The sequence below is a fragment of the Clostridium sp. YIM B02551 genome, from assembly GCF_022324735.1.
GTDB classification, from domain to species: domain Bacteria; phylum Bacillota; class Clostridia; order Clostridiales; family Clostridiaceae; genus Clostridium_T; species Clostridium_T paridis.
In genome coordinates, this window is record NZ_JAKGTF010000020.1 from 23,676 (window position 1) to 48,432 (window position 24,757).

The 24,757-nt window shown below is 29.6% G+C and carries 18 protein-coding genes; 3 read left to right on the plus strand and 15 right to left on the minus strand.

Annotated features, from left to right (window positions below):
- Positions 1 to 10: 10 nt before the first annotated feature.
- The 8 genes from L1S47_RS18985 to polA form a co-directional block, all read right to left on the minus strand.
- Complete coding sequence (locus L1S47_RS18985; protein WP_238886293.1) at positions 11 to 1,141, minus strand: glycosyl hydrolase family 8; 1,131 nt, start codon at positions 1,139 to 1,141, stop codon at positions 11 to 13.
- A 13-nt stretch (positions 1,142 to 1,154) separates the two neighbouring features.
- A complete protein-coding gene (locus L1S47_RS18990; RefSeq protein WP_238886306.1) occupies positions 1,155 to 2,561 on the minus strand; it encodes a glycosyltransferase in 1,407 nt (468 codons plus the stop codon).
- 7 nt (positions 2,562 to 2,568) lie between these two features.
- Entirely contained in the window at positions 2,569 to 3,717 is a 1,149-nt protein-coding gene (locus tag L1S47_RS18995) for a HEAT repeat domain-containing protein (protein ID WP_238886308.1), read from the minus strand.
- Between the two features lies 1 nt (position 3,718).
- On the minus strand, positions 3,719 to 4,987 hold the full coding sequence (locus L1S47_RS19000) for a response regulator (protein ID WP_238886310.1): 1,269 nt from the start codon (positions 4,985 to 4,987) through the stop codon (positions 3,719 to 3,721).
- On the minus strand, positions 4,988 to 7,111 hold the full coding sequence (locus tag L1S47_RS19005) for a family 2 glycosyl transferase (protein WP_238886312.1): 2,124 nt from the start codon (positions 7,109 to 7,111) through the stop codon (positions 4,988 to 4,990).
- Positions 7,112 to 7,254: 143 nt separating this feature from the next.
- A complete protein-coding gene (locus L1S47_RS19010) occupies positions 7,255 to 7,800 on the minus strand; it encodes a lytic transglycosylase domain-containing protein (RefSeq protein WP_238886314.1) in 546 nt (181 codons plus the stop codon).
- 17 nt (positions 7,801 to 7,817) lie between these two features.
- Complete coding sequence (coaE, locus tag L1S47_RS19015; RefSeq protein ID WP_238886317.1) at positions 7,818 to 8,417, minus strand: dephospho-CoA kinase; 600 nt, start codon at positions 8,415 to 8,417, stop codon at positions 7,818 to 7,820.
- An 11-nt stretch (positions 8,418 to 8,428) separates the two neighbouring features.
- Positions 8,429 to 11,035 (minus strand): DNA polymerase I, encoded by a 2,607-nt coding sequence (gene polA / locus L1S47_RS19020; protein ID WP_238886319.1) that lies wholly within the window; start codon positions 11,033 to 11,035, stop codon positions 8,429 to 8,431.
- Positions 11,036 to 11,182: 147 nt separating this feature from the next.
- Here polA and L1S47_RS19025 point away from each other — a divergent pair, with 147 nt between their 5' ends.
- Entirely contained in the window at positions 11,183 to 12,409 is a 1,227-nt protein-coding gene (locus L1S47_RS19025) for an aminopeptidase (protein WP_238886321.1), read from the plus strand.
- A 32-nt stretch (positions 12,410 to 12,441) separates the two neighbouring features.
- Here L1S47_RS19025 and L1S47_RS19030 read toward each other — a convergent pair whose 3' ends face one another.
- From L1S47_RS19030 to L1S47_RS19040, 3 genes are all read right to left on the minus strand, one after another.
- Positions 12,442 to 15,123, minus strand: coding sequence for an InlB B-repeat-containing protein (locus L1S47_RS19030; protein WP_238886334.1), 2,682 nt, complete (start codon positions 15,121 to 15,123; stop codon positions 12,442 to 12,444).
- A 328-nt stretch (positions 15,124 to 15,451) separates the two neighbouring features.
- Positions 15,452 to 16,426 (minus strand): EFR1 family ferrodoxin, encoded by a 975-nt coding sequence (locus L1S47_RS19035; RefSeq protein ID WP_238886336.1) that lies wholly within the window; start codon positions 16,424 to 16,426, stop codon positions 15,452 to 15,454.
- A gap of 10 nt (positions 16,427 to 16,436) precedes the next feature.
- The gene (locus tag L1S47_RS19040; RefSeq protein WP_202765704.1) at positions 16,437 to 17,693 is read right to left on the minus strand and encodes a 4Fe-4S dicluster domain-containing protein; all 1,257 of its coding nucleotides are present in this window, start codon (positions 17,691 to 17,693) and stop codon (positions 16,437 to 16,439) included.
- Between the two features lie 446 nt (positions 17,694 to 18,139).
- Here L1S47_RS19040 and L1S47_RS19045 point away from each other — a divergent pair, with 446 nt between their 5' ends.
- Positions 18,140 to 19,165 (plus strand): low specificity L-threonine aldolase, encoded by a 1,026-nt coding sequence (locus tag L1S47_RS19045; RefSeq protein ID WP_238886339.1) that lies wholly within the window; start codon positions 18,140 to 18,142, stop codon positions 19,163 to 19,165.
- Between the two features lie 50 nt (positions 19,166 to 19,215).
- Here L1S47_RS19045 and L1S47_RS19050 read toward each other — a convergent pair whose 3' ends face one another.
- From L1S47_RS19050 to L1S47_RS19065, 4 genes are all read right to left on the minus strand, one after another.
- Entirely contained in the window at positions 19,216 to 19,374 is a 159-nt protein-coding gene (locus tag L1S47_RS19050; RefSeq protein WP_202765707.1) for a DUF1540 domain-containing protein, read from the minus strand.
- 116 nt (positions 19,375 to 19,490) lie between these two features.
- A complete protein-coding gene (locus L1S47_RS19055; RefSeq protein ID WP_238886341.1) occupies positions 19,491 to 20,666 on the minus strand; it encodes an ABC transporter substrate-binding protein in 1,176 nt (391 codons plus the stop codon).
- 87 nt (positions 20,667 to 20,753) lie between these two features.
- Positions 20,754 to 22,433, minus strand: a complete 1,680-nt coding sequence (locus tag L1S47_RS19060) for a methyl-accepting chemotaxis protein (RefSeq protein ID WP_238886343.1) — start codon at positions 22,431 to 22,433, stop codon at positions 20,754 to 20,756.
- Positions 22,434 to 22,727: 294 nt separating this feature from the next.
- The gene (locus tag L1S47_RS19065; protein WP_238886345.1) at positions 22,728 to 24,050 is read right to left on the minus strand and encodes an aspartate aminotransferase family protein; all 1,323 of its coding nucleotides are present in this window, start codon (positions 24,048 to 24,050) and stop codon (positions 22,728 to 22,730) included.
- Positions 24,051 to 24,155: 105 nt separating this feature from the next.
- Here L1S47_RS19065 and L1S47_RS19070 point away from each other — a divergent pair, with 105 nt between their 5' ends.
- Positions 24,156 to 24,677 carry a hypothetical protein gene (locus tag L1S47_RS19070; protein ID WP_238886347.1) on the plus strand — a complete coding sequence of 174 codons (522 nt, stop codon included), beginning with the start codon at positions 24,156 to 24,158 and terminating at the stop codon, positions 24,675 to 24,677.
- The last annotated feature ends 80 nt before the right edge of the window (positions 24,678 to 24,757 follow it).

Here is a 24,757-nt window from a genome sequence, read left to right on the forward strand (position 1 = left end):
AATTGTGATACTATAAATCTGCATTCTTTTTAGCTAAAAAAATTAGTGCATTTAAATTGTCATAGGAATATACTGCTTTAGTTTGTTCATTTCCAAAAGAACCGTAGATTTCGCTATCTTTATTTTTAACTTGGAATTCTAACATTCTTTTCTTTATTGCATTAGCCTCAGTTTGTCTATTTGCATTTTCAAATATTTCCCCACAAATTGAATATAATGAAGTGGACTCATAATCACTTGTTCTATTCCCGTTAAAATCATATTTTATATATAATTTATTTTCTTTACTGAATTCTTTCCATAGCCAATCAAGCTCTTTTGAAATATCAACACCAGCTGATTGCAGGTTTTTTAATGAAATTAGTGAGTATACTAGCTCTACTTCCTTTTCATCTGAATACTTATTTTCTTTAGGCAAGTAACTTTTCTTAAATAAAGGTACTCCTCTAACAGGTTGTCCATCCTTCAAAATATCTAAAGACTTCTCATAAATCTTCTTCCATTTAGAATTGGATTTCTCCAATAATTCCATAGTTTTAAGATCTAAATAGCACAAAACAACTAAATTACTTGATGATGTACCATCATTAGAATCATATATATATCCATTCTTTGACACCTTCTTCAATGTATCTTGTGCTATACTAATTGCAAGATACTTATATTTAAAGTCCCCCCATCTATCATATGCATAAAGCAAGCTTTTTACTATCCTTAAATCATCAATAGTAGACGAACTTTTATTCGTTTCACTATTATTGTATCTCCATGCAAGCAAACCATTTTTCAATCTCATTTTATTTTTAACTATGTCATAATTATTATCAAATTGATCTTTTTCTCCTGAGTTAACTAAATAAATCATCCATAACCCTTGTGATTCAGATAAAACTGTATGCCCTTTGGTTATATCTCCTTGATCAGGCTCATCAATATAATTGGTATATACTCCGTATCCTTCCTTATACATTTTATCTTTTAAAAAGTTATAACTTAAAACTTCTTCTTTTGACTTTTCTTCTGTTTTCCAAGATATATTTAAATTCAACTTAAAAATATATGGCTTAACAATAACAAAAGTCACAGAAAATATAATTATCATGATAATTAATATAATTTTTATAATTTTATGTTTCTTCATATACCCTCACTAATTAAGAAAAAGCTTTTCTCTTAATCTTCCCCCAACTATTTCTTTTCTTTCTAAATTTTAAAATTCCTTCTAATCTAAATAATACTGTAAGCTGCCTATATCCAAAATTCTCTAAAACTCCAAAAAAACTTAAACGAAGCAATTGCCTTAAACTTGGATATTTATTAAATGTGTATTCTTCAAGCAAAATTGCTCCTATTGACAAAATGATTCCATAAAGTATTGATGAAGTAAGAAAAAGAATAAAAAACCTTAAGTCTAAAAATCCAAAAATAAAGGAAAGAGGAATTAAGAAATAACCAATGACCTCAATTAATGGACCTGTCATTTCAAAAATCCAAAAATATGGAGCTGCAATAAGCCCTATTGAGCCATATTTAGGATTTAATAAAACTCTCTTGTGCCTAAACAAGCTGTCCATAAGTCCTATTTGCCACCTTACCCTCTGACTTTTCAAATCTTTTATCCTTTCTGGTGCTTGTGTCCAACATACAGGATCTGGTATAAATTTTACCTTATATTCCCTCTTGTTGGCAAGCATATATTCATGTAATTTCATTACAAGTTCCATATCTTCTCCTATAGTTCCTACACTATACCCCCCTACTTCTATAACTTCTGCCTTGCTAAATGCACCAAATGCTCCAGATATTATAAGCAGAGATCCCATGGCATCCCATCCCATTCTTCCAGTTAGAAATGCCCTTAAATATTCAATAATCTGAAACATTGCTATTCTATTTTTAGGAAGATCTATTTTCTTTATAATTCCATCTCTTATAGAACTTCCATTTGCAATTCTAACAATTCCTCCAACTGCAATAGTTGCTTTATTTTCGATAAATGGCATTGTAACTCTTATCAAAGAGTCACTTTCAATTATAGAGTCAGCATCTATTGCAGCGAAAATAGGATACTTTGATACGTTTATCCCTGCATTAAGTGCATCAGCTTTCCCTCCATTTTCTTTATCAACCAAAACTAAGTTGGGAATATCTATATTTTTGTAAATTCCTTTTATGTTTTGAGTTTTAACTCTATATCGTATTGGTTGTTTTAGCATAACTAAATCAAATGCCTCAATTACTTTTTTTAAGGTTTCATCTTTTGAACCATCATTTATTACTATAATTTCAAAATTAGAATAGTTTAGGGATAACAAGGACTTAATATTGTCCACAATGGTTTGTTCTTCGTTATATGCAGGAACTAACACGGAGATAGGAAGCATATTTTCCGATGAACTGTATTTTTTATAGTCAGAATATATTATCTTTTTAATATAATCCGATAAACTAAAGGCAGATAGTATTAATTGAATGAAATATATAGAATTAATTAATAAAACATAATATAAAATAAAATTATTAAAATTGTAAATAATTCTTCCAATAATACTCCAGCTCATATTCCACCTAACTTTCTTTCATTGATAAATAATCTGAAAATAAATCGTATAGTTCTTTCTTATTTGGCTCCCTTGAATATTGGAATACAAATATATCTTGAGTCAAACCGCTTCCTTCAAGTGCTGAAACAATACTATCTTTTGCAAATTCATCATCACTCATAAATATATCTCTAAGTTTATTAATCCCCGCTTTTATACTTATAATTGAATTAGCAGAATTATATCTAACCCACCATTCACTATCAGAAAGTGCATTAATTAAAGCATCCAGTGCTCTTTCGTCTCGCATAGCTCCAAGAGCTTTTGCAGCTGCAGACCTAACCTCCCAATTTCTATCTTTTAACTTATTTAATATTTGATCCATAAATCTCGTATCACCAGTTTTACCAATTGCTTTTATTGCTGCTATTCTTTTTTCCTTATTTTCATTATTAATAAATCTTGCTATATTCTCATTTAATGTAGGTACCATATATCCTCCTGTGGTTTTTATAAATACAGTAGATACAAATACATTAGGGAAATCCAGCATTTTATTAAATAATCCTAGCTTATCACCTTCAAAGCTATCTATTATTTCAGTTAAAGCTCTCTCACTTAAATTAAATTTATTTCCTAAAATATTAAATGCCTCTATTAAAGCTTCTTTATCGCCTATTTTTGTTAATGCCATTAATACGTTATATCTTATATCAATGGATCTTATTCTAAGGACTTTTAATAGATGTTCTGTGGCAGCTTCATTTTTAAAAATTCCAAGATTTTTACATGAATGAGCCACTTTAAAATAATCTCTACTTTTTAAATTTTTAAATTCATATTCTAGAAGTCCTATATTATAGCATACTTCACTCATTCTTTTTGATATTATTCCAGTGTAAATATTGCTATAAAAAGCAATTCTATCAATTATAATTCTGCGTTTAATCTTATTTTTTACTAACTTACTTAGTTTTTGAATTTCTTCAATAGTACCCTCTCTTTTCTCTAAATTAATCATAAATTCATCAAAGAAATCCACTATATCCTTATAATAGCTTTTCGACTTTTTATGAATATATTTTTCCAAAATTTTTTGATAAACTAGGTAAATGTATAAAATAAGTATAAATCCTATAAAAAATACAATTGAATAATAAACTAATCTTTCCATATTACCTCTTCTGTAACAACTTATTAATCCTTGCATCTAATTCAATTGGTGAGGCAGGTCTGCTTAAAAAATCATCTGCTCCTTCGTTAAATGCTCTCTCAATTAATGTTTCACTTTTTTGCAATGTAAATACTATGATTTTAGTATCTTCATTTGCTTTTTTAACTTCTCTTATTATTTCAACGCCTGTCATTCCAGGGAGTATAAATTCTGTTATGACAATATCTATTAAATATGCTGATAAAATTTTATGTAAAGTTTCCACATCATTAGCTGTGTATACCTTAAAATCTTTATTTTTATATCTTTTTTTAATTATCTTTAAAAATTCTTTGTCTTCGTTTATGATAAGAATACTCTTTGAATTTATCTCAATATTCTTATCACTTAAATATACTTTTCCTCTTTCCTTTCTCTTAAATTTCAATAATTCAATTAGTGCTATCTTTAAAATATCTTCCTCTTCTTGAAATTCTCTAACATTGCCAGTTATACTTATTTCTCCTTTAAATTCATTAGATAACTTACTAACCTCATTTGCAATTTCCTCTCCAAGCTTAAGCACATATAATGAGGTTTTATTCGGAAATACCATTAAAAACTTTCCTCCAGATATTCTGAATATAAAATCTCTTAGCGCTAATTTATCTTTTAGTATATTTGTTATTTTTTTAATAACTTCATTTCCTGCTAATTTTCCAATGTTCTTATTAATAGCGGATAAATCATCTATATCTACTATCAAAATTGATAACTTTGACTTATCTTTCTTAGATATACCTATCTCTTTTTTTAGCAATTTCTCTCCATAAGTAGCTGTATACGTGCCTGTTAAAGAATCATATATTAAGGAATTAACATATTCATTATAAATACTTATAATGTTCTTTAGTTTTAAGACTAGTTCTTTTGAATTTATTGTTTCCTTGAGATAATCTATTGCTCCTATTTCCATTGCTTCTAATTTAACTTCATTATAAAATTCCCCAAGAAATAATATTGGTATCTTTTTAAATTTATCTTCTTTCCTTAGTTTTTTATATAATTCAAAGGATATTCTTTCAAGATCATCTTCAATAATTATTAAGCTAATACTTTCTTCTAATAAATCTAAAAAAACTTCTTCTTTTTCCTCCATAAAGTCTTGTATATTTTCTATGAGAACCCCAAATCCATAGGTATTGCATTCTACAACCCAGTTAGGAAGTTTTTTTTCATTATGAGTAAAAAATAGTATACTTCCTTTAGTTTCACTAACATTTACTAACATTTAACTCGCTCCAATTCTTTTAAATGCATCTTTTAAAATATAGTAAGATGGTTTTAATCTTTCATGATATTTTGGCATTTCCCACTTATCCCAATTAAACGTTCCTATATTTCCACTCTCTATTGTTCCATCTGCATTAAATATACTTAAACCCAATTGAAAATTCTGTGCTTCTATAGGCTTTATACCTTCTATATGTAAGTCATTCATAATCATCTTCTCAGATGGGTCCATCACATTAAATAATTGCCAAGGGATTCTTATTTCTACATTATCTCCGTTAGAGTAAAAATCACTTAAGGAATTAAAATCCTTATTTTTAGGGTTTCCATTTCCGTAAAATAATTTACCTGTTTCATATTTGGTAAATGGAATAACTGTCTTATCCTGTGGTAACTTAAGTTGTCTATTTAAACACAGATATATGGGATTAAATGTTCCACTGTTTTTAGTATCAAAGTTTGGATTTATATCAATCATTCCAAGCTTTGAATATATATAATAAAATGAGTCATAATAGCTGTCTACAAGTACTCTCGAATTATCTTTTCCATTTATAACAATCAAGAATTCTGATCCCATATTTAAGTTTAAATTAAAATCTTTATAATAACTATTTCCACTATTTTTTATGGTATCTATTGAAATAATAATTTTATTCTTAAATAACTGTAAATCTTTTTTCTTTATCCAAAAATATATATATTTTTCATCAGACTTTACATAAAGTTCTGCACTATTAGTTTTAGAAATATTATTACTATTAATCCACTCTTTAATATTTCCATCAACATAACAAATGCTTTGCTTTTCTCCTGGATCAAAAGCCAATACGCCAAACTCCTGTTCATTTGTTTGAGGATTTGACCAAAAGGGTCTCCTATCAGGTATATCTAAATCCATGGTATTCCAGGTTCTCTTAAACCATTCATCTTGCCATGTAAAAATGAGTCCACCTGCATAACCAGTATTATAAATATCTTGCAGCATTGATACTTCCATTTCTCCTTGAGATTTTTCGTCAATCTCTCCTTGATTAAAGCCTGTATGAATATTCTCATGTGCCTTGCCTCTTGATGCTGGAATTCCGAACTCAGCTACTAATACCGGAATGTTATGTTCCTTTATTAAATCCTCCAAATAAGCCTTGTAGGTATTAACCTCTCCACTTTTATTTTGTATATATTCCTTTTGATAATTCATTGAGTCAGGGTAATAGGGATAAATGTGATACGATGCAAAAAGCCCCGGCTTAAAATTTTCTTTACTTAAAATATGCATTGGATTTACTGGAACCAAGTCCTCTTTGGGTAAGGGTTCATTGGGATGGCTTAACAAATCTGTAGTTACCCAATTGGTAAAGCTTGTAGGTCTTTGCATTTTATATTTATCTGTTTCATATTTAATTGCATAATCCTGAATTTCTGCAAGCCAATTTTCAAAAGGTGAAGCGCTGTTTGTATAAATATAATTACCATCATAAGATTTCTTTGCAGCATTCTTTTCATTTGTACTAATCACGAACTCTGGATCCCACTCTATACCAAGTATCCAAGCAGAGATATAATTTGAGACATCGTGTGTGTACTTTCCGCTGGCAAAACCTCTTTGTTCTTTAAGTTCAGCATTTCCATGAATTATATCAATTAAGTTTTTAGTGTCTTCTTTAACCGCATCCAATATTTTTTTATCAAAGGCATCTCCAATTGAGGCCATATCTTCTTCATTAACCCAAACTCCCTGCATAACATATATAGGCTTAAAATTTTTCTTGTTATATTCATATAAAGCCTCATAAAATTCAGGTTTAAGAGTTGTATAAACTCTTATAGTATTTGAATTCATTTTACTTATTTCCTTAAACCAATGAAGGTACTCTTCTTTTGTTAATGCTAGTTCGCCTGGGAAGTGTCCTGGCTTTCCAAGTCCAAGATTCACCCCTTTAATAAATTCCTTTTCCCATCTTCCATATTTATAGATATAAAAGCTTTTATTATCTGCTTTTGCAACATAAGCTACCTCATTTTTGAACAGAGACGTTTTATCTCTAATTACTGGCGCTATTTTTATTCCTATGACTATAAAAACTATGATTAGTGTAACCGTTAAAAAATACTTTTTCATATAAACCTCCAAATGCTATTGAAGAATTAATATATAGTTTTCCATGTTACAAAAAGTTTATCCTTTTAACCAATATAAAAAGGGAAGTCATTATAACTTCCCTTCTGTCATACTTACTTATATTACTTTTAATTGATTATAACCTATGTTTTATATAAAAGTTTATATATATTATAATTCACCTTAACCTTTTTAATATATTTATCTGTTTCACCATAGGGAATGTTATGAAGATTCTTCCCATCCTTTGATATATCGGAGTTATTTAGCCATTTACTTACATTACCTCTTCCTGCATTATATGCTGCCAAAACTAATTCAGTTGTACCAAACTCCTCTTGTAAGTTTTTTAAATACCAACAACCCATTTTTATATTTTTTTCTGGATCAAATAAATCTTCACTTTTAAAGTTAATATCATTCATTGACTTTGCAATCCATTCAGCTGTTGGTTCAGTCAATTGCATTAAACCAATGGCCTGTTTCTTAGAAGCAACGTCTTTGTTAAACTTACTTTCAGTATTAATTACAGACATCACTAAATATGGATCCAAGCCATTTTCTTTTGAATATTTCAAAATATAATCCTTATATTTAAGTGGATATAAAGTATTATATATAATTTCTCTTGAAATCAATACAATAGCTATTAGAGTCAAAACTACTATAAATATTTTCTTTAATTTCATTATTGTCTCCCATAGAATTATTTATAACTATTTAATATTTCAACTAAATCTTTTACCTGTACTGCAGTTGATGCTATATCTTTTGAATTATCAACAATTATGTTTGAAAAATCCTTTTTCTTGTCTAAATTCATCTGTGAATTTATTCTTTGAAGAGCCTCACTTTGATTTAGCTTATCTCTTTCCTTAAGCCTTGCAATTTGAGTATTATGGTCTACCCATACTAGAATTACTAGGTCCATTGACTCATGAAGTTTATTTTCTATTAATGTTGGAGCATCCAAAATAACTACTTTCTCACCTTTTTTTTCTTTTTCAAGAAATGCTAAATCAATTTCTTTTAATATATATGGTAGAATTATCTCTTCATACTTTATTCTTAGTCTTGGAAATCTAAAAATATGATTACCAAATTCTTTTCTTCTAAATTCTCCTCTCCAATCAAAAAAACCTTCCCCAAATTCTATTCTTACTCTTTTTAATATTTCGGGATATTTTTTAAGTACATCCTTAGCTATTGTATCTGCATCTATTATCTTAAATCCTGATTCTCTTAAGAATCCTGAAACTGTACTTTTTCCTGATGCAATTCCTCCAGTTAGTCCGACCTTTAACATTTTACTCACTCCTATTTTGCGTCATACCAATTGTGACCAACATTTAAGTCAACTTCTAAAGGAACACTTAACTCTAAAACATTTTCCATTTCTGTTTTTACTAGTTTTTTAACTTCCTCTAGCTCATTAGGCTTAACGTTTAATATAAGTTCATCATGAACTTGTAATATTAATGTACTCTTTAAATTCTTTTCTCTAAGTTTATCATAAACTTTTATCATAGCTATTTTTATAATATCTGCAGCACTTCCTTGAATCGGTGCATTCATAGCTAATCTTTCCCCTAAAGCCTTTAATATCTTATTTGAAGCTTTTATTTCAGGTATAAATCTTCTACGATTTAATATTGTATGAACATACCCATCTTCGTTTGCTTTTTCTATCACTCCATTTAAATATCCTTTTATTTTAGGGTATCTATCAAAGTATATACTCATATATTCGCCTGCTTCTTTTTTTGTAATACCTAAATCTTGTGCAAGCGAAAAATCAGAAATACCATATACTATTCCAAAATTAACTGCCTTTGCTCTACCTCTCATTAAAGAAGTTACTTCCTCTAATGGTACTTTAAAAACTTCTGATGCAGTCTTTGTATGGATATCTATATCCTCTTTAAAGGCATTTATCATATTTTCATCCCCAGACATATGAGCTAATACTCTTAACTCAATTTGAGAATAGTCTGCAGATAGAATTAAATCATCTTCATTATTTGGTATGAATACTTTTCTTATTGCTCTACCCATTTCATACTTTATAGGTATATTCTGAAGATTTGGCTCTGTAGAACTTAATCTACCAGTTGTTGTAACTGTTTGGTTAAAACTTGAATGTATATGTCCATCTGAATCTATAACATTCTTCAACCCCTCGATATATGTTGAATATATTTTAGATATTTGTCTAAAATAAGTGATTTCCTTAATTATAGGATGTTTATCTACAAGCTTCTCTAATACCTCAGCATTAGTTGAGTAGCCTGTTTTAGTCTTTTTAACCGGTGGTAAATCTAACTTTTCAAATAATATCTTACCTAACTGCTTAGGAGAATTTATATTAAATTCTTCACCAGCTAATTCATATATCTTAGCTCCTGTCTCTTCTATTTCCTTTTTAAATGTGACTGAAAGCTCTTCTAACATATTTTTATTTACTTTAAAGCCCTCACATTCCATAGCTGATAGAACATCCGCTAATGGAAGCTCTACCTTATAGTAAAGTTCCTCCATATCATCAGCCTTTAACCTATTTTTAAATATATTAGAAAGTTCTTTAAGATAATGAACTCCATCAGCTTTTATTTCTTCTTGTGAGCCTTTTAGTTCCTTACCTAAATATTCCCCAATTAAAACTTCTAATGGATACTTTCCTTTTGAGGAATCTATTATATATGCTGCTAATTCCACGTCAAATTCTATTGCTTTAGGTTGTATATTAAACTTTCTTAAGACCGTTAGTGTATTCTTTATTCCATATGAGTATTTAATTACATTATCATTCTCAAATATTTCCTTAAGTAGTTTAATATAATCATCTCTATTTTCTTTTTCAATATCTAATGCTTTTACTTCATAATCTCCAAGTTCTGCACTTATGAATAATTTCTCTATATTAATTTTTGAATATAATTCTTCATTTACAAGTTGAGATACTATATATACTTCTTTATTGATACTTGAAACAAGTTCCTTAAAGCCTTTTAAACTATCTATAATTTTAACTGGAAATTTTTCAGCTTCCTCTTTTTCTTCAGCAAGTTCAAATCTTCCCAATAAAGATTTCATTCCAAGTTTTAGGAATAAATTTCTTACTTCAACATTATTAATATGCTCTTTATGTTTTTTATCTTCCCAAGTGAATTCAACTGGAACATTTCTCATAATTGTGGCAAGTCTCTTGCTAAACACTGCATCTTCTCTATGATTTTCTAGGTTTTCTTTAATCTTCTTACCACTAATTTCTTCTATATTATCTAAAACATTTTCTAAAGTTCCATAGGTTTGAATCAATTTATAAGCAGTCTTTTCACCTATACCTGGAACCCCTGGAATGTTATCTGATTTATCTCCCATTAATCCTTTTACATCAATAAATTGAGTTGGAGTTACTCCAAAATCCTCCAGCATTTTTTTATAGTCATATATTTCTTTTTCTGAGACACCCTTTTTAGTGATAATTATCTTTGTTGAATCAGAAGCTAGTTGCAGTGCATCTCTATCTCCTGTCAAAATGTAAACTTCCTTATCACTTTCTTCTCCTAGTTTTGAAATAGTTCCAAGCAGGTCATCTGCTTCAAAACCATCTAATTCAAAAACAGGTATGCCAAGAAGAGCCAACATGTCCTTCACAACTGGGAATTGTTCTGCTAATTCATCTGGCATTCTTTTTCTACCTGCTTTATATTCTGTGTATTCTTCATGTCTAAATGTAGGCGCTTTTCTATCAAAAGTCGCTATTATGTAATCAGGCTGAATTTCATCTTCTATCTTAAAAATCATATTTGCAAATCCATAAATTGCATTAGTATGTAGCCCTTCACTATTAGTTAGTGGTGGTAGTGCATAAAAAGCTCTATTCATGATTGAATTAGAATCTATAAGTAATACTCTTTCCATAACTTCCTCCATATTATATAAACACTTTTTCATTATAATTATACTATTTTTCTTGGAAAACTTCACCTTAGTATTATTAATTTTAACACATATAGATTATAATATAACCATATAGAAAAATATATTTTACATTTAAGGAGTATAAACATGGAAAATTTATTAAAGAAATATGCTTTGTTAGCTGTAAAGACCGGAGTAAATATTAAGAAAGATCAGTACTTAGTAATCAATTCTCCAATTGAATGTGCTTTCTTTGCAAGACAAATAGCTGAAGAAGCGTATAAATTAGGTGCAAAGCAAGTAATAATTCATTGGAATGATGAAAAATTCGCAAGAATAAACTATACTTATGCCTCAATAGAAACACTAGAGGATATACCAAATTGGATAGTTGATTCTTATCTATCCTATGCAAAAAAAGGTGCTGCATTCCTAAGTATTTCTGCTTCTGATCCTGAAAACTTAAAAGGAATAGATGCAAATAAAATTTCAGCTTCTTTAAAAGCAAGACAAATTGCATTAAGGGAATATTCTGACTTACTTATGAGCAACAAGTGCCCTTGGAGCATTGTCTCTATTCCAACTACAGCATGGGCTAAAAAAGTTTTTTCAAATGTATCTGAAGAAGAAGCTGTTTCTAAACTATGGGAACAAATTTTTAAAATTGTACGCATAGATAAAGAGGACCCTGATAAAGCTTGGGACGAACATTTAGCTAATCTAGATGAAAAGATGAATTATCTCAATGAAAAGAATTTTAAGCTACTTCACTATACTAATTCTTTAGGAACGGATTTAAAAATTGAACTTCCTAAAGATCATTTATGGTGTGGTGGTGCAGATAAAATGTCTGATGGAAGAAGCTTTGTTGCAAACATGCCTACAGAAGAAGTCTTTACTCTTCCATTAAAGACTGGAATAAATGGTAAAGTCGTTTCCTCAATGCCATTAAACTATAGTGGAAACTTAATTAATAACTTCTCACTAACCTTTAAGGATGGTAGAATTGTTGATTTTGAAGCTAAGGAAGGATATGAAACATTAAAGCACTTAATAGAAACAGATGAAGGCTCTCATTACTTAGGGGAAGTTGCTCTAGTACCATATGATTCTCCGATATCAAATTCTGGTGTAATATTCTTTAATACACTATATGATGAAAATGCTTCTTGCCATCTTGCTATAGGTAAAGCATATCCATTCTGTCTTAAAGATTCTGATGGATTATCAAAAGAAGACCTAATAAAAAAAGGTGCAAATGATTCTTTAGCTCACGTAGATTTTATGGTTGGAACTAAAGACTTAGATATCGTTGGTATAACAAATGCAGGAGAAAAAATTCAAATATTCAAAAATGGAAACTGGGCTTTCTAACAAAAAGAAGAGGCATTGCCTCTTCTTTCTATTTAACTTTTCTTTATTTTTTTCCTTCCAGTAATAAATACTCTACTTCCAAGCGCTAATAGCAATATACCTATTCCTATCAATAAATTAGTATCAACTACTGATCCAGTTTTAGGTATTGTACCAGAAGTTGAATTTACCTTGGATGCCATTATAGCAAACTTAGTAAAGTGAGGTGTATCAAAACTAAACAAGCCTGTAGATTCATCATAGTTTCCGCCTAATTCAACCCACTTTTGATTAGTTTCATCATAATAATACATTGACATATTATTTGTATCTAACCCTTGCAGCATATCTTTAGAAACTTTAATACTTATTCTAACTGTTTTATTATCTTTAAAGTTATGAATATCTCTTAATAAGAGATTATTCGAATCAAATAATTGAATTCTAAAATCTAATATTTTTCCTACAATACTTAATCCTGTTGGCATAACTTTAATTAAGTTCGCTTGCTCCGTATTAGATACTACCTTTTCTAACACTTTAAGATAATCTGGATTTAATCCAGTTAAATCTATAGCATCTGCTGGAACTGATATCTTAGAATTTTGGGTATCTAAAGTGATAGTATTTTTTTCATTTTCTACGAATGTTATTGGTGTAGTTGCCTCAGTACTACTTCCATCTGTAGTCTTTGGCTCTAGTGGAATTACTTTGCCTTCATCTAATTTATAAGTTGCGGTTACTATAATATTTTCAATTATATTATTGAAGGTCTTATCCCAACCTGTGAAAGTATATCCAGCTCTATTTGGCGATGTAGGTGCAACTGCACTGCTTCCATAGTTAACTGATTGAGTTTTAATTGTTGTTCCATCATAGTTCTTAAAGGTTACTGTGTATGAATTAATTGTCCATTTAGAATATAATGTTGTATCACCTGTTACTGTATCAGTGTCAAATTTCCAACTGCTTTCAAATGAAGAATCCTTATACCAGCCACCAAAAGTATATCCTACTGTTGTTGGTGCTGTAGGTTCTGTGATCTTGTTTCCACTTACAACACTTTCAGTATTTAGTACACTTCCATCATAATTCTTATAGCTTACTATATAAATTGGTTTTGGAGGAATAACTGTATAGGTTGCTGTTACTATTAAGTTTCCTGTAACATTTGAGAAGCTCATGTCCCATCCTGTGAAAGTGTATCCTTCTCTTGATGGTGATAATGGAGCTACTGCACTTCCTCCATAATTTACTGTCTGTGTACTAATTATAGTTTCATCATGGTCCTTAAAGGTTACTGTATATTTATTTATAGACCATTTTGAATATAATACAGTGTTTCCTGCTATCTTATCACTTTCAAAATTCCAAGGCGTTATAAATTCATTATCCTTATACCAACCTCCAAAGGTATATCCTGTTCTTGTTGGAACTGTAGGTTCAGTAAGTCCAGATCCACCTTCAACAACATCAGTGTTTATGGTGCTTCCATCATAATTTTTATACTCAACTGTATAGGTTGGTGTTGGAGGTATTGCTGTATATGTTGCTGTTACTATTAAATTTTGTGTTACATTAGTGAAATTAATATCCCAGCCTGCAAAATTATATCCTTGTCTCGTCGGGGAACTTGGAGCATCTGCACTTCCCCCATAATTTACTGATTGAGTATCTATCGTTGTTCCATCATAATTCTTAAAGGTTACAGTATATGAATTTATAATCCACTTAGAATATAATGTAGTATCTGCTTTTACCATATCTGTTTCAAAGTTCCAAGGATTTATAAATTCATTATCCTTATACCAACCTCCAAAGGTGTAGCCTGTCCTTGTTGGTGCTGTAGGCACTGTAATTGGGTTTCCATAAGAAATATTTGAAGTTGTTAGATTGCTTCCATCAAAGTTTTTAAAGGTTACCGTATACACATTAATTGCAAATTGTGCTATTACATTTATGTTTCCAGATACATTCAAATCTGTTCTGGTAGCACTTGTATTATCATCACTCCATTTTACAAAATGATATCCTGGGTCAGGAACTGCAGTAACCGTTTGTCCATTATCTCCAGAATTAACAGTCTGTGTAATTGCACCTGATATACTTCCGTGATTTCCCGCTGAATAATTTAGTGAATATGTGGTAACAGCTGGGACATCACTTGAATATTGATTTGCTTCTACAGTTACACTTCCCGCTCCTGTTACTGTAAATGCTACAGGGCCAGTTACACTAGGAGAATAGCTTGATACAACCATTACATATGTTCTTCCAGCTTCTAAAGGTACATTTATAACTTGAGATGCATAACTGTTATTTATGTCATCATTAGCATAAAGAACATTTTGAGTAGGACTGCTAGGATTAAATGAATCCTTATAAATTATCATAAAAGTATCATTTTGAAGATCAGTAAGGTGTGTATTATTACCATCGACTGCTATTGTATAATTCCCAGTAACTGAGGGAATTATATTACGTGTGAAATATGCAAAGTTATCTGGCATTACTCCAACCACATCAGCTGCAGTTAACTGTGCAGTATATGTACCATTTTGATCACTTGTAAACATTGGTCTATTAAACGTATTTTCATTCGTTAATTCACCATTAAAGTTGGTAGTAACATCTGCAAACGCAATTATACCAAGATTACTAAATGTTACTGCCAATGCAACTGTAAATATTGCAATTTTTTTATATATACTATCTATTTTCTTTTTAACTATCATCCTGTGCTCTCCTTTTTAATTATTTCTAATATTTATACATTTACTTTTTCCTATCCTCCTTCAATTGAAATTATTCTTAATTGATAATTATTATCTATAGATAATATTTCGTCATATTCTTTTATAAACTTTAGAGGTAACTTTAACTTTCATTACCAATATATAAAATTCTTGAAACATACTTTATAAAACAGAGCATAAAATTTTATAATAAGTTCCTTATGGATTTTCTGAAATTTTAACAATTAGGTTTATAAGTAATATTAAATAAAAAAGTGCACTAGACATAATGTCTAGTGCACTTTTTTAATCAGTCAATTTATTTATATTATCTTATATAAAAATCTTTCGCAACATTTCTTCTATAACTTTTTGTATAACTTATCTGAAGGATTTTTCTAGTCATGCTGAACCTTTCCATAATATTTATTAGCAAATTTGCTAGAATGCTATTTATTCCAAACATGGCACAGAAAAGAAATATATTTAATATCCATGGTAAATCGTATTTTTTATCCATATTAAAAATTATAAAAAGTGGAATTAATTGAAAAAAAGCATATATAGTTAATTTTATAATTGATAATTGAATTGATTTCTTAGGACACATATTAATACATCTTTGACAACTCTCACATTTCCAATTCCATTTTGGTTTACCTTTATATATTTCAATAACTTCTGCTGGACAAATATTTTTACATTTTGAGCAGTTAATGCACGAATCATCAGCAATATATGTTTTACCTAAAAATTTACGTCCAAGCTTATTAAATATAATAAATATAATCCATGAGATAGCTAATATAATGATATTTCTGTTCTTAAATCCTGTTACATTATTTATAAGCTTTTTTGCAATTTTCCGTGACTCTATTTCAGCTTCTCTAAATATCTCTTTTTGCTTTTCTTTTGTTTTAGGATTGAATATTTGAGTCCAATTATAATCATAAGTAACCATATCAGTTAATATTACTTTGAAACCTTTTTTAGCTAAAACTCTTTTTACATGGCATAAAGATTGTCCTTCGAATCCCGCCGATGTACATACAATTGCTGCATTGCTATTACTAGGTGTTCTTACTTTTGAAATGTATCTAAGCATTATTTCAGGAGTTCCGAATCCATATATAGGATAACAAAATATATGCAATTTATAATTATCTAATTTCCTATCATTTTCTTTTTCAATATTAATTATATGAACTTCATATCCGTTTCTACCTAACTCATCAGCTAATAACATAATCATATTATGCGTGTTACCAGTTCCTGAAAAATAATGAATAACACATTTATCCATAACTATTCTCCTATTTTTGATTGCTTAATAATTTATCTAAATATACTGATTTTAATTGTTTACTCGCCATAGCTCTATTAATTGGTGGAAGTTTTAAGATAGAAGAAAAAACTGCTGCCATCGCTCTATGACTTGCTAATGCTTTATTATCAAAAAGAAGCTCTTGAAGCTGACCTTTTTCAATAGCTTGTAATACTATTCTATGAGTTGTATTTACTGGTGTTATTATCTTTTTTTCTCTACTTTTTAAACTAATACTCTTTTTAGGACAGTTTCTTACACAAACTCCGCAGCCAAGGCATATATTTTCATCCACTTTTGCCTTCTTAGATATAGAATCTACCTTTATCGCTTCAATAGGGCAAACCTTTGAACACTTTCCACAACCTACACAACTTTCGTCATCAACTTTAGGCAAAAAGGCTGTTGTTTGAATTGGATTTGCATAACCGAACTTTTTAACAGCTAACATACCCTCACAGCAGCAACCACAACAATTACACATAAATAAGGAGCCCTCTCTCACATTTTCACCACATTGGACTAAATTATGCTCGTATGCCATATTTAATATGTCAAGTCCTTCTGCAGCATCTATAGCTCTTCCATAACCATTTTTACTCAATGAATAAGCTGGATTTCCAAGGGTTATACAAGTTTCCATTGGAGCATCACACTCTTTTCCTAAGTGCTGCATTTTATGCCTACAAAAGCACATACTTACTGTAATGAATCTTGCATTTTTTATCACATTACTTGCTCTATCGTAATCCATTATTTCAAGTTCATTTTCCCTGGAGAGAACTCCTTCCTGTACAAATGCTTTACCAAACTTTGTTTCTGTTCCAAGGAATAAATCTTTAATAAAATCCTCTTCTACATTTAAATACTGATAGTAAAGCTCTGATAAAGTCTTCTGATCAATATCACCTCTAGTTCTCATAAGTGAAAATTCAAAAAAACCTAACATTGGAGGAGGAAGACAATACTCTTTTTTTCCATCGTAATCAATATCTAAAATAATAGCTTTTGAAGCTAATTTTTGAAGAATATTTTCAGTCTGAACTTCATTCATTTTCCAAATGTAACTTGCTGTTTTAACTGTAAAAGGTTTAATAGGTAGCATTGCAACTAATTCTGCTTCTTTTTCTGTAAAAAGCATACTAAGTATTTTATATAGTGTTTGAGATGGTGGTGCCCCCTGAGGAAATCTATTAAGCCTTTCCTCTAGCCTTTTATAGGCATTTTTATTCGAAATATGAGACATTAACTTACACCCTTTCTATTCAACTTTCTGCCTAATTACTTCTAAAATTTTGTAGTTCTTTATAAATATTACTATAAATTACCTGATTAGTGTTGTCTATAGACTTGAGTAATAAACGTAAAAATAGTAGCATTCTATTTTTATAATGCTACTATTTTTTATCTTCTATCTTAAATTTATCTTTATTGCTTGATCTTTAAAAACCTTTAAATCTGTATCCTTAGTTCTAGAAAGCTTAACATATTCTGAAAAATCATTATTATCTTTGTTTAACATATAAGTTGAAGTGTATATACCTGTACTTCTATCTAAATCTTCATTTGTAAAATTGGTACTCTACATTATGTTTAACTGAAAATTACTTGAATTTACTAAAAAATAGTCTAAAATGTTATTTATAGTTGTTATAAGAAATTTTCTTAATCACATAATAAGGGGGCAAATAAATGTATAGTTTTAAAAATGATTATAGCGAAGGAGCTCATCCAAGACTATTAAATACTCTTTTAGAATCTAATCTTGAACAAACAGATGGTTATGGTGAGGATAAATATTCGCTAAAAGCCATAGAAATTTTAAAGAGTAAGATTCAAAATGATAATATAGATATCCACTTTTTTGTAGGTGGTACTCAAACTAACTTAACCGCTATTTCTGCATTTCTAAAACCTCATGAAGCAGCAATAGCAGCAAATACTGGCCACATCCTTGTACATGAAACTGGTGCAATTGAAGCTACTGGTCATAAGGCAATTTCTGTAATTGTACCTGATGGGAAGCTAAGGCCTTGCGACATTCAATTAGCCTTAGATGAACATACGGACGAACATATGGTAAAACCTAAACTTGTTTATATATCAAATTCAACAGAAATAGGTACCATATATTCTAAAACAGAACTTGAAGACTTGAGTAATTTTTGTAAAGAGAAGAAACTAATTTTGTTTTTAGATGGCGCTAGACTTGGCTCAGCTTTATGTTCAACAGATAATGATTTAAGTTTATTTGATTTAGCTAGATTAACAGATGCTTTTTACATTGGCGGCACAAAAAATGGAGCACTTTTAGGAGAAGCATTAGTTATATGTAATGACTCTTTAAAGGAGGATTTTAGGTTTCATATTAAACAGAAAGGGGCAATGCTTGCTAAAGGCAAAGTCTTAGGAATACAATTCCTCGAGTTATTTAAAGATGATTTATACTTTGAATTAGCAAGCCATGCTAATAAAATGGCTGATTTATTAAAAGAAGGAATAGATTCTATTGGCTATAAGTATTTGATTGCTTCACCATCAAATCAAATATTTCCTATATTCCCTAACTCAGTTATTGAAAAGCTTAAAGAAAACTATTCTTTTATAGTATGGTCTAAAGTAGATGATAACTTTTCTTCAATTAGACTTGTAACATCTTGGGCCACAAAAGAGCAGGCTGTTAAGGACTTTATAAATGATTTAAAATCTCTATCTTAATAAAATAGAAAGTGCAGCTTACTCCTAATAAGCTGCACTTTTTCAATATATTATTTTACTTTAAAACTTCCACAATCTGTTTGTTGAATATTATTTGCTTTATTATTGTGTTTTACAATTTGAATCTTGTCTAATGAACAAAATTGCTCCTCTTCACTGTGAAATTTGCATTCAGTAACTATACAGCCTATGCTTCTATTTTGATTCATTACAATCTCCTCCTCAAGGTTTATTTTCATATATAGTTTAAACCATAAAGTAAAATTTATTCTATCTTAAAAGAACGCTTCATTTACAGTACATGGTAAATAAAGCGTTCTTAATTTTATCTTTTTACTTTTGTTCCAAACAACTTATCCCACATTGCAAGCGCTTCATTAAATTTAGTAGTATCTAATTGAGTCGTACTTGGAAGGGTTTTTATGTAATCTTCATATGATTCTCTAATAGCTGGTTTTATTTTATCTTGACTTGCTTGAGGAGCCATAGAAAGTGGAACATCTTTTATAGAAGGACCTGGATAAAAATATCCACTATCATATGTTATAGCTTGCATCTTTGGTGTCATTAACCATTGCATAAGCTTTAATGTAACTTCCTTTTGTTCATCACTTAATCCTTTTGGAAGAACCATATATTGAGTATCTCCAACTAAAGTCGTATTATTTAACATAAAGCCTTGATAACTTTTCGGAATTCCATCAGTAATTCTTTGATTCATATCCCAGCCAAGCTGACTTGATACAATTGATCTTTTTCCACTTTTTAATTCTGCAAAAGTAGTACCCGTTTTAGATGGATAATAATCTATGTATTTATTTAGCTCACTTAAAAATGCCCAAGTTTTATCCCAAGTCTTTGGATCCTTAGGATTTGAGTCTCCTAATATATATGGTAGGCCTTGAAGAAAATTTCTTCCTGGCCCTGAACTAGCCGGTCTTGCATATGTAAATTTTCCTGGATTTGCTTTTGCATACGCGATTAACTCTTCTGGTGTTTTTGGCACATTGGAAACAGCATCCGGATTATAAGTGAACATAGGTCCACTAGGAGAATAAACATATGGTATTCCATATCCTTTTACTAAGTCATATGCAGCTTTTGCTCCACTTTGATAATTGCTTTCTAAATTAGGAAAATTGTTACCATATTTCGGCATAAGCTGTTCTATAACATCTCTATCAATACATGATGCAAGTCCATCAATACCAGTAAAAATTAAATCTGTCTGCATATCTTCAGCTAAAAGCTGAGCCTTTAATAAAGATGGTGCCTCTAATGCTGTTGATTTTTTTACAACAACTTCTCCTATTAAACCTGGGTTAGCTGCTTTAAATTGATCAATAGCATCACCAACTAACTGCATACTTCCAGATATATCAATTATATTTAAAGTAATTGGGTTTTTAGTTTTTGTTGTATTTTTAGTTCCACAACCAGTAAAAAGTGTAACCGCAAATACTATTACAATCACAATATTTAAAATTTTAAATTTCTTCATAATCATCCTCCGTTTTAATCATAATTTTTACTACTCAAATAATTCAAACAATTAAATACCTTAATTAAATTGCAAACTTTGATTAAATTACAATTTAAATCTACTTACTTCATTCATCATAGAGTTTGTTAACTCTGATAAAGTCTGAGCTGAAGATGCTACTTCACTAAAGGATGCATGTATTTGCTCTACAGAAGCTGCTATTTCCTCTGCTGAAGCTGCATTTTCTTCTGATATTCCTGAAACATTTAATGTCTTTGAGATAATATTATCTTTTTCAATATTAATACTATCAATAGAACTTTTAATGTTTTCAACTCTAGGCAATATGGTATTAATTGCTTTAAAAATTAAAGCAAAGGATTTTATTGATTCTTCTATAAGCGCTGATTGTTTTACTAAGTTGTCTTTACCTAAATCAGTAGATTTAACTGCTACCTGCGCTTCACTATTAATGCTAGAAATTAACCCACTTATGCTTTTTGCTGATTCTTTAGATTGTTCCGCTAGTTTTCTTATTTCTTCAGCAACTACTGAGAAGCCTTTTCCCACCTCTCCTGCACGCGCAGATTCAATTGCAGCATTTAATGCTAATAAATCAGTTTGCTCCGCAATAGAATTAATCATGTTTGTAATTTCACTTACTTGTCCAATTCGATCATCTAGCTCAACTACTTTATTTCTTACTGTATCAAAGGAAGTATTTACTGTACCAATTGAATCAGATAGAAATTTTAACTTTGAATTACTTTCTTCAGACATTGTACTTATATTAAGGATATTGGTATTAACTTCATTAATTGATGAAATCATTTCATTTAATGAGTCTGCGAAATTGTCTAAAGAATCTTTAACTTTCATTAAATCACTAGATTGGTCATTAGCAGCCGTAGCTACCTCTTGAACCGCTGCATTTATTTCTTCTGCTGAAGATGCCATTTCATCAGATGCCTCTAGCAAATTACCAGCTTGTATATTTACAACATTAGTTGAGTTCTTTACAGTTTCAAGCATTTGCGAAGTATTTAAAATTGTCTTACTAAGTGATGCCTTCATCATGCCAAATTCATTATTCATATCAGAATCAATTTTTATACTAAAATCACCTTGTGCAACCTTATCTAATTCCTGTATTATTTCCTTCATAGACTTTCTAATTACCTTAATTATTTGATAAGAAACACCTATCATCAAAATAAAGCCAATTACAAAGGTTGCAAAGAAAATTACTGTACTTCTTGCATATAAATTAGAATTATCAGTATTTAAGGTATTTGCCATATTAGAACTATATTTAACTAAGTTATCAAGGAAAAGTTGTATCTCATTTCCTAATTGATTGAACTTCTCTAAATCAATTCCATAAAGCTTATTCCCTTTTTCAAGCTCTTTAACCTGAGCATAATATTGAGTATAATCTTTTTTAAATTCTTCTAAGTTGTTTTTCTCTATGGTACTTAAAGAAAACTTTTCATATTCCACTACCATTTTGTTAATGGCATCATAATCAGTATCAACTGCAGCAACATCATCATTGTTAAAATCTGCAATAGATATTCTATTAACATTTAGCCTAATTTTAGCAAATGCTTGTCTAATTTCCTCTGTTTTTACTATCCTCACTAATGCTCCCTCATACATTTGTGTGGAATTCCTATTGATTGTTTTCATATTACTGTATCCAACTATTGCTATAGCTAATGATACGACTGTAGATAAAATAACCATTAAGATAATACTGTTAATTACTTTGATATTTTTCAGCATATATTTTCCTCCCTTATACAGCAATACTCATATTCTCGATATTTTTTCTACAAACTTGACAAGGATGTAAATTGTAAATAATGGAAAAACGTTTAGTTTATATATTTTAAACTAAACGTTCCAATACATTATATCTTCAAATATTCTCTCAATTACAATTTTTACTTTTTGAATTTTGAACTCTTCAAATCTTCCATTTAATTATAATACTAACATCTCGAATATGTCCTTATATTGTTAATATATTAACAACATAAGGACATACCATAGAATTAAGAAAAAACTCTATCTTAATTACTCCAAAATTGCATGAATTGTACTAAATAACTTATCATCACTTAATGTTTCTCTCAAGGCATTTATGAAATAATCTATTTCATCTTTAGTAATTGTTAAAGGTGGCTCCACTTTTAAGACAGCTGGATTATTGCTTGCAATAGAAATTAATATAGCATGCTCCTTAAGTAATCTTCCAATTATTTTTCCCACAAAAAATTCCATAGTTGTTTTACTTTTAAGCTTCTTTAAAAACTCAAATTCAACCCCTATTAATAAACCTTGCCCTCTTACTGCTGATATTTGATGATATTCCATCATAAGTTCTCTTAATTTTAAGATAGTATACGCACCTATTTCTTTTGCATTCTCACTTAACTTATCATCTCTTATAATCTCCAATGTTTTGAGGGCACTTATACACGCCATACTATTTCCTCCAAAAGTAGTTTCTAGAAGAGTTGAATTTTTTGCACTACCATAAACTGAATCCCATATTTTCTTTTTCATAGCAATGCATCCAATTGGTATGTATCCTCCACTTAATGATTTTGCAAGCAATAGTACATCTGGTACTACTCCCACTTGTTCATACATAAACATACTTCCACATCTTCCTATTCCGGTTTGAATTTCATCAAAGATTAACAATATATCTTCCTTGTTGCAAAGCTCTCTTAGTTCTTCTAAAAATCCTTCTGGTGGCAATATGATTCCTGCTTCAGCTTGTATTGGCTCTATTAATATTGATGTTACATCATATGAATCTACTAAACTCTTAACTTTCTTAATATCTCCAAATGGAGCTTCTAAAAAAGTTCCCTTTACATAATTATAATTTTTCTTTAGTTTATTTCCCATGGCTGCTATCGAACCTAAAGTTTTACCATGGTAGGCATTCTTGAAATAAATTATCTTACCTTTCTTATTTTTCATCATTGATAATTTTATAGCTTCTTCAACAGCCTCTGTTCCTGAGTTTGTGAAATGACAATTTCCTAATTCTCCTTTAGTAAGATAATTGATATTATTTGCTAGAATTCCGTCGTAGATATTTACACTTTGTTCAATAAAATTCGGAGTATTAGAATGTTCAATTATAGTATTTAGAATTCTTTCATCATTATGTCCTATATTTAATGATCCGAAGCCTGCTATGAAGTCCAAATATCCCTTACCATTTTCATCATAAACTAGAGTTCCTTTTGCTTTATGAAATATCTTATCTATACCTATCGATTTCATAACTCTATAAAGCCCTTTATTATAATGTTCTTTAAATATTTCTTTTAGTTCCTCCTCTGAAATTTTATTTACTTCATTTAAATTAATATAGCTCATAAAATTCACCACCATTTTTATTGATATAAATATATCCTTATAGTGTGTCAAATATTAAAAATTATGAGTAATATAGACTAGATTGACTTTTACGAGGTTAAAAAATTGGAAAAGCTAATTAATGATTTAGAAAACATGTCAAGAAAAGATATAAAAGATAATTTTGAGTTTTTAGGAGAAGGTATTGCACGTAAAGTCTTTGCCATAGATGAAGATACCGTTCTTAAGGTATCTAAAGGAGAAGATGGATTTTACCAAAATGCTGTTGAGTATTATGTATTCTCAAAAGCATCTTCTTTAACTAAAACCATATTATGTCCTATTTTATATTACTCTCCTAGATATCTTATAATGAAAAGAGCTATTCCACTTACAAAATTTCGTCGGCAAAATTCAATAGATGTTTCCAAGTTAGATGGGCTTAATTGGATAAACACTCCACTATACGAATTGAAAACCAAGTTTTTTCTCTTTGAAGAAGATCTATACCATACTGATTCATGGGGCATTATTGGTAATAAAATGGTATTAATTGATTACGGTTGTACTTCCTCATTTGGCGATTATTTTTATACTTTAATTTTTAAATTAAAAAAATTTGATGTTTATCCAATAAAAGAAGTCTAGTTAACTCTAAAATGGACCCTATGTCAAGGACATTTTAAAAAAAGAGCCTACAAAGAATACCCTCATTTCATTAATTGATT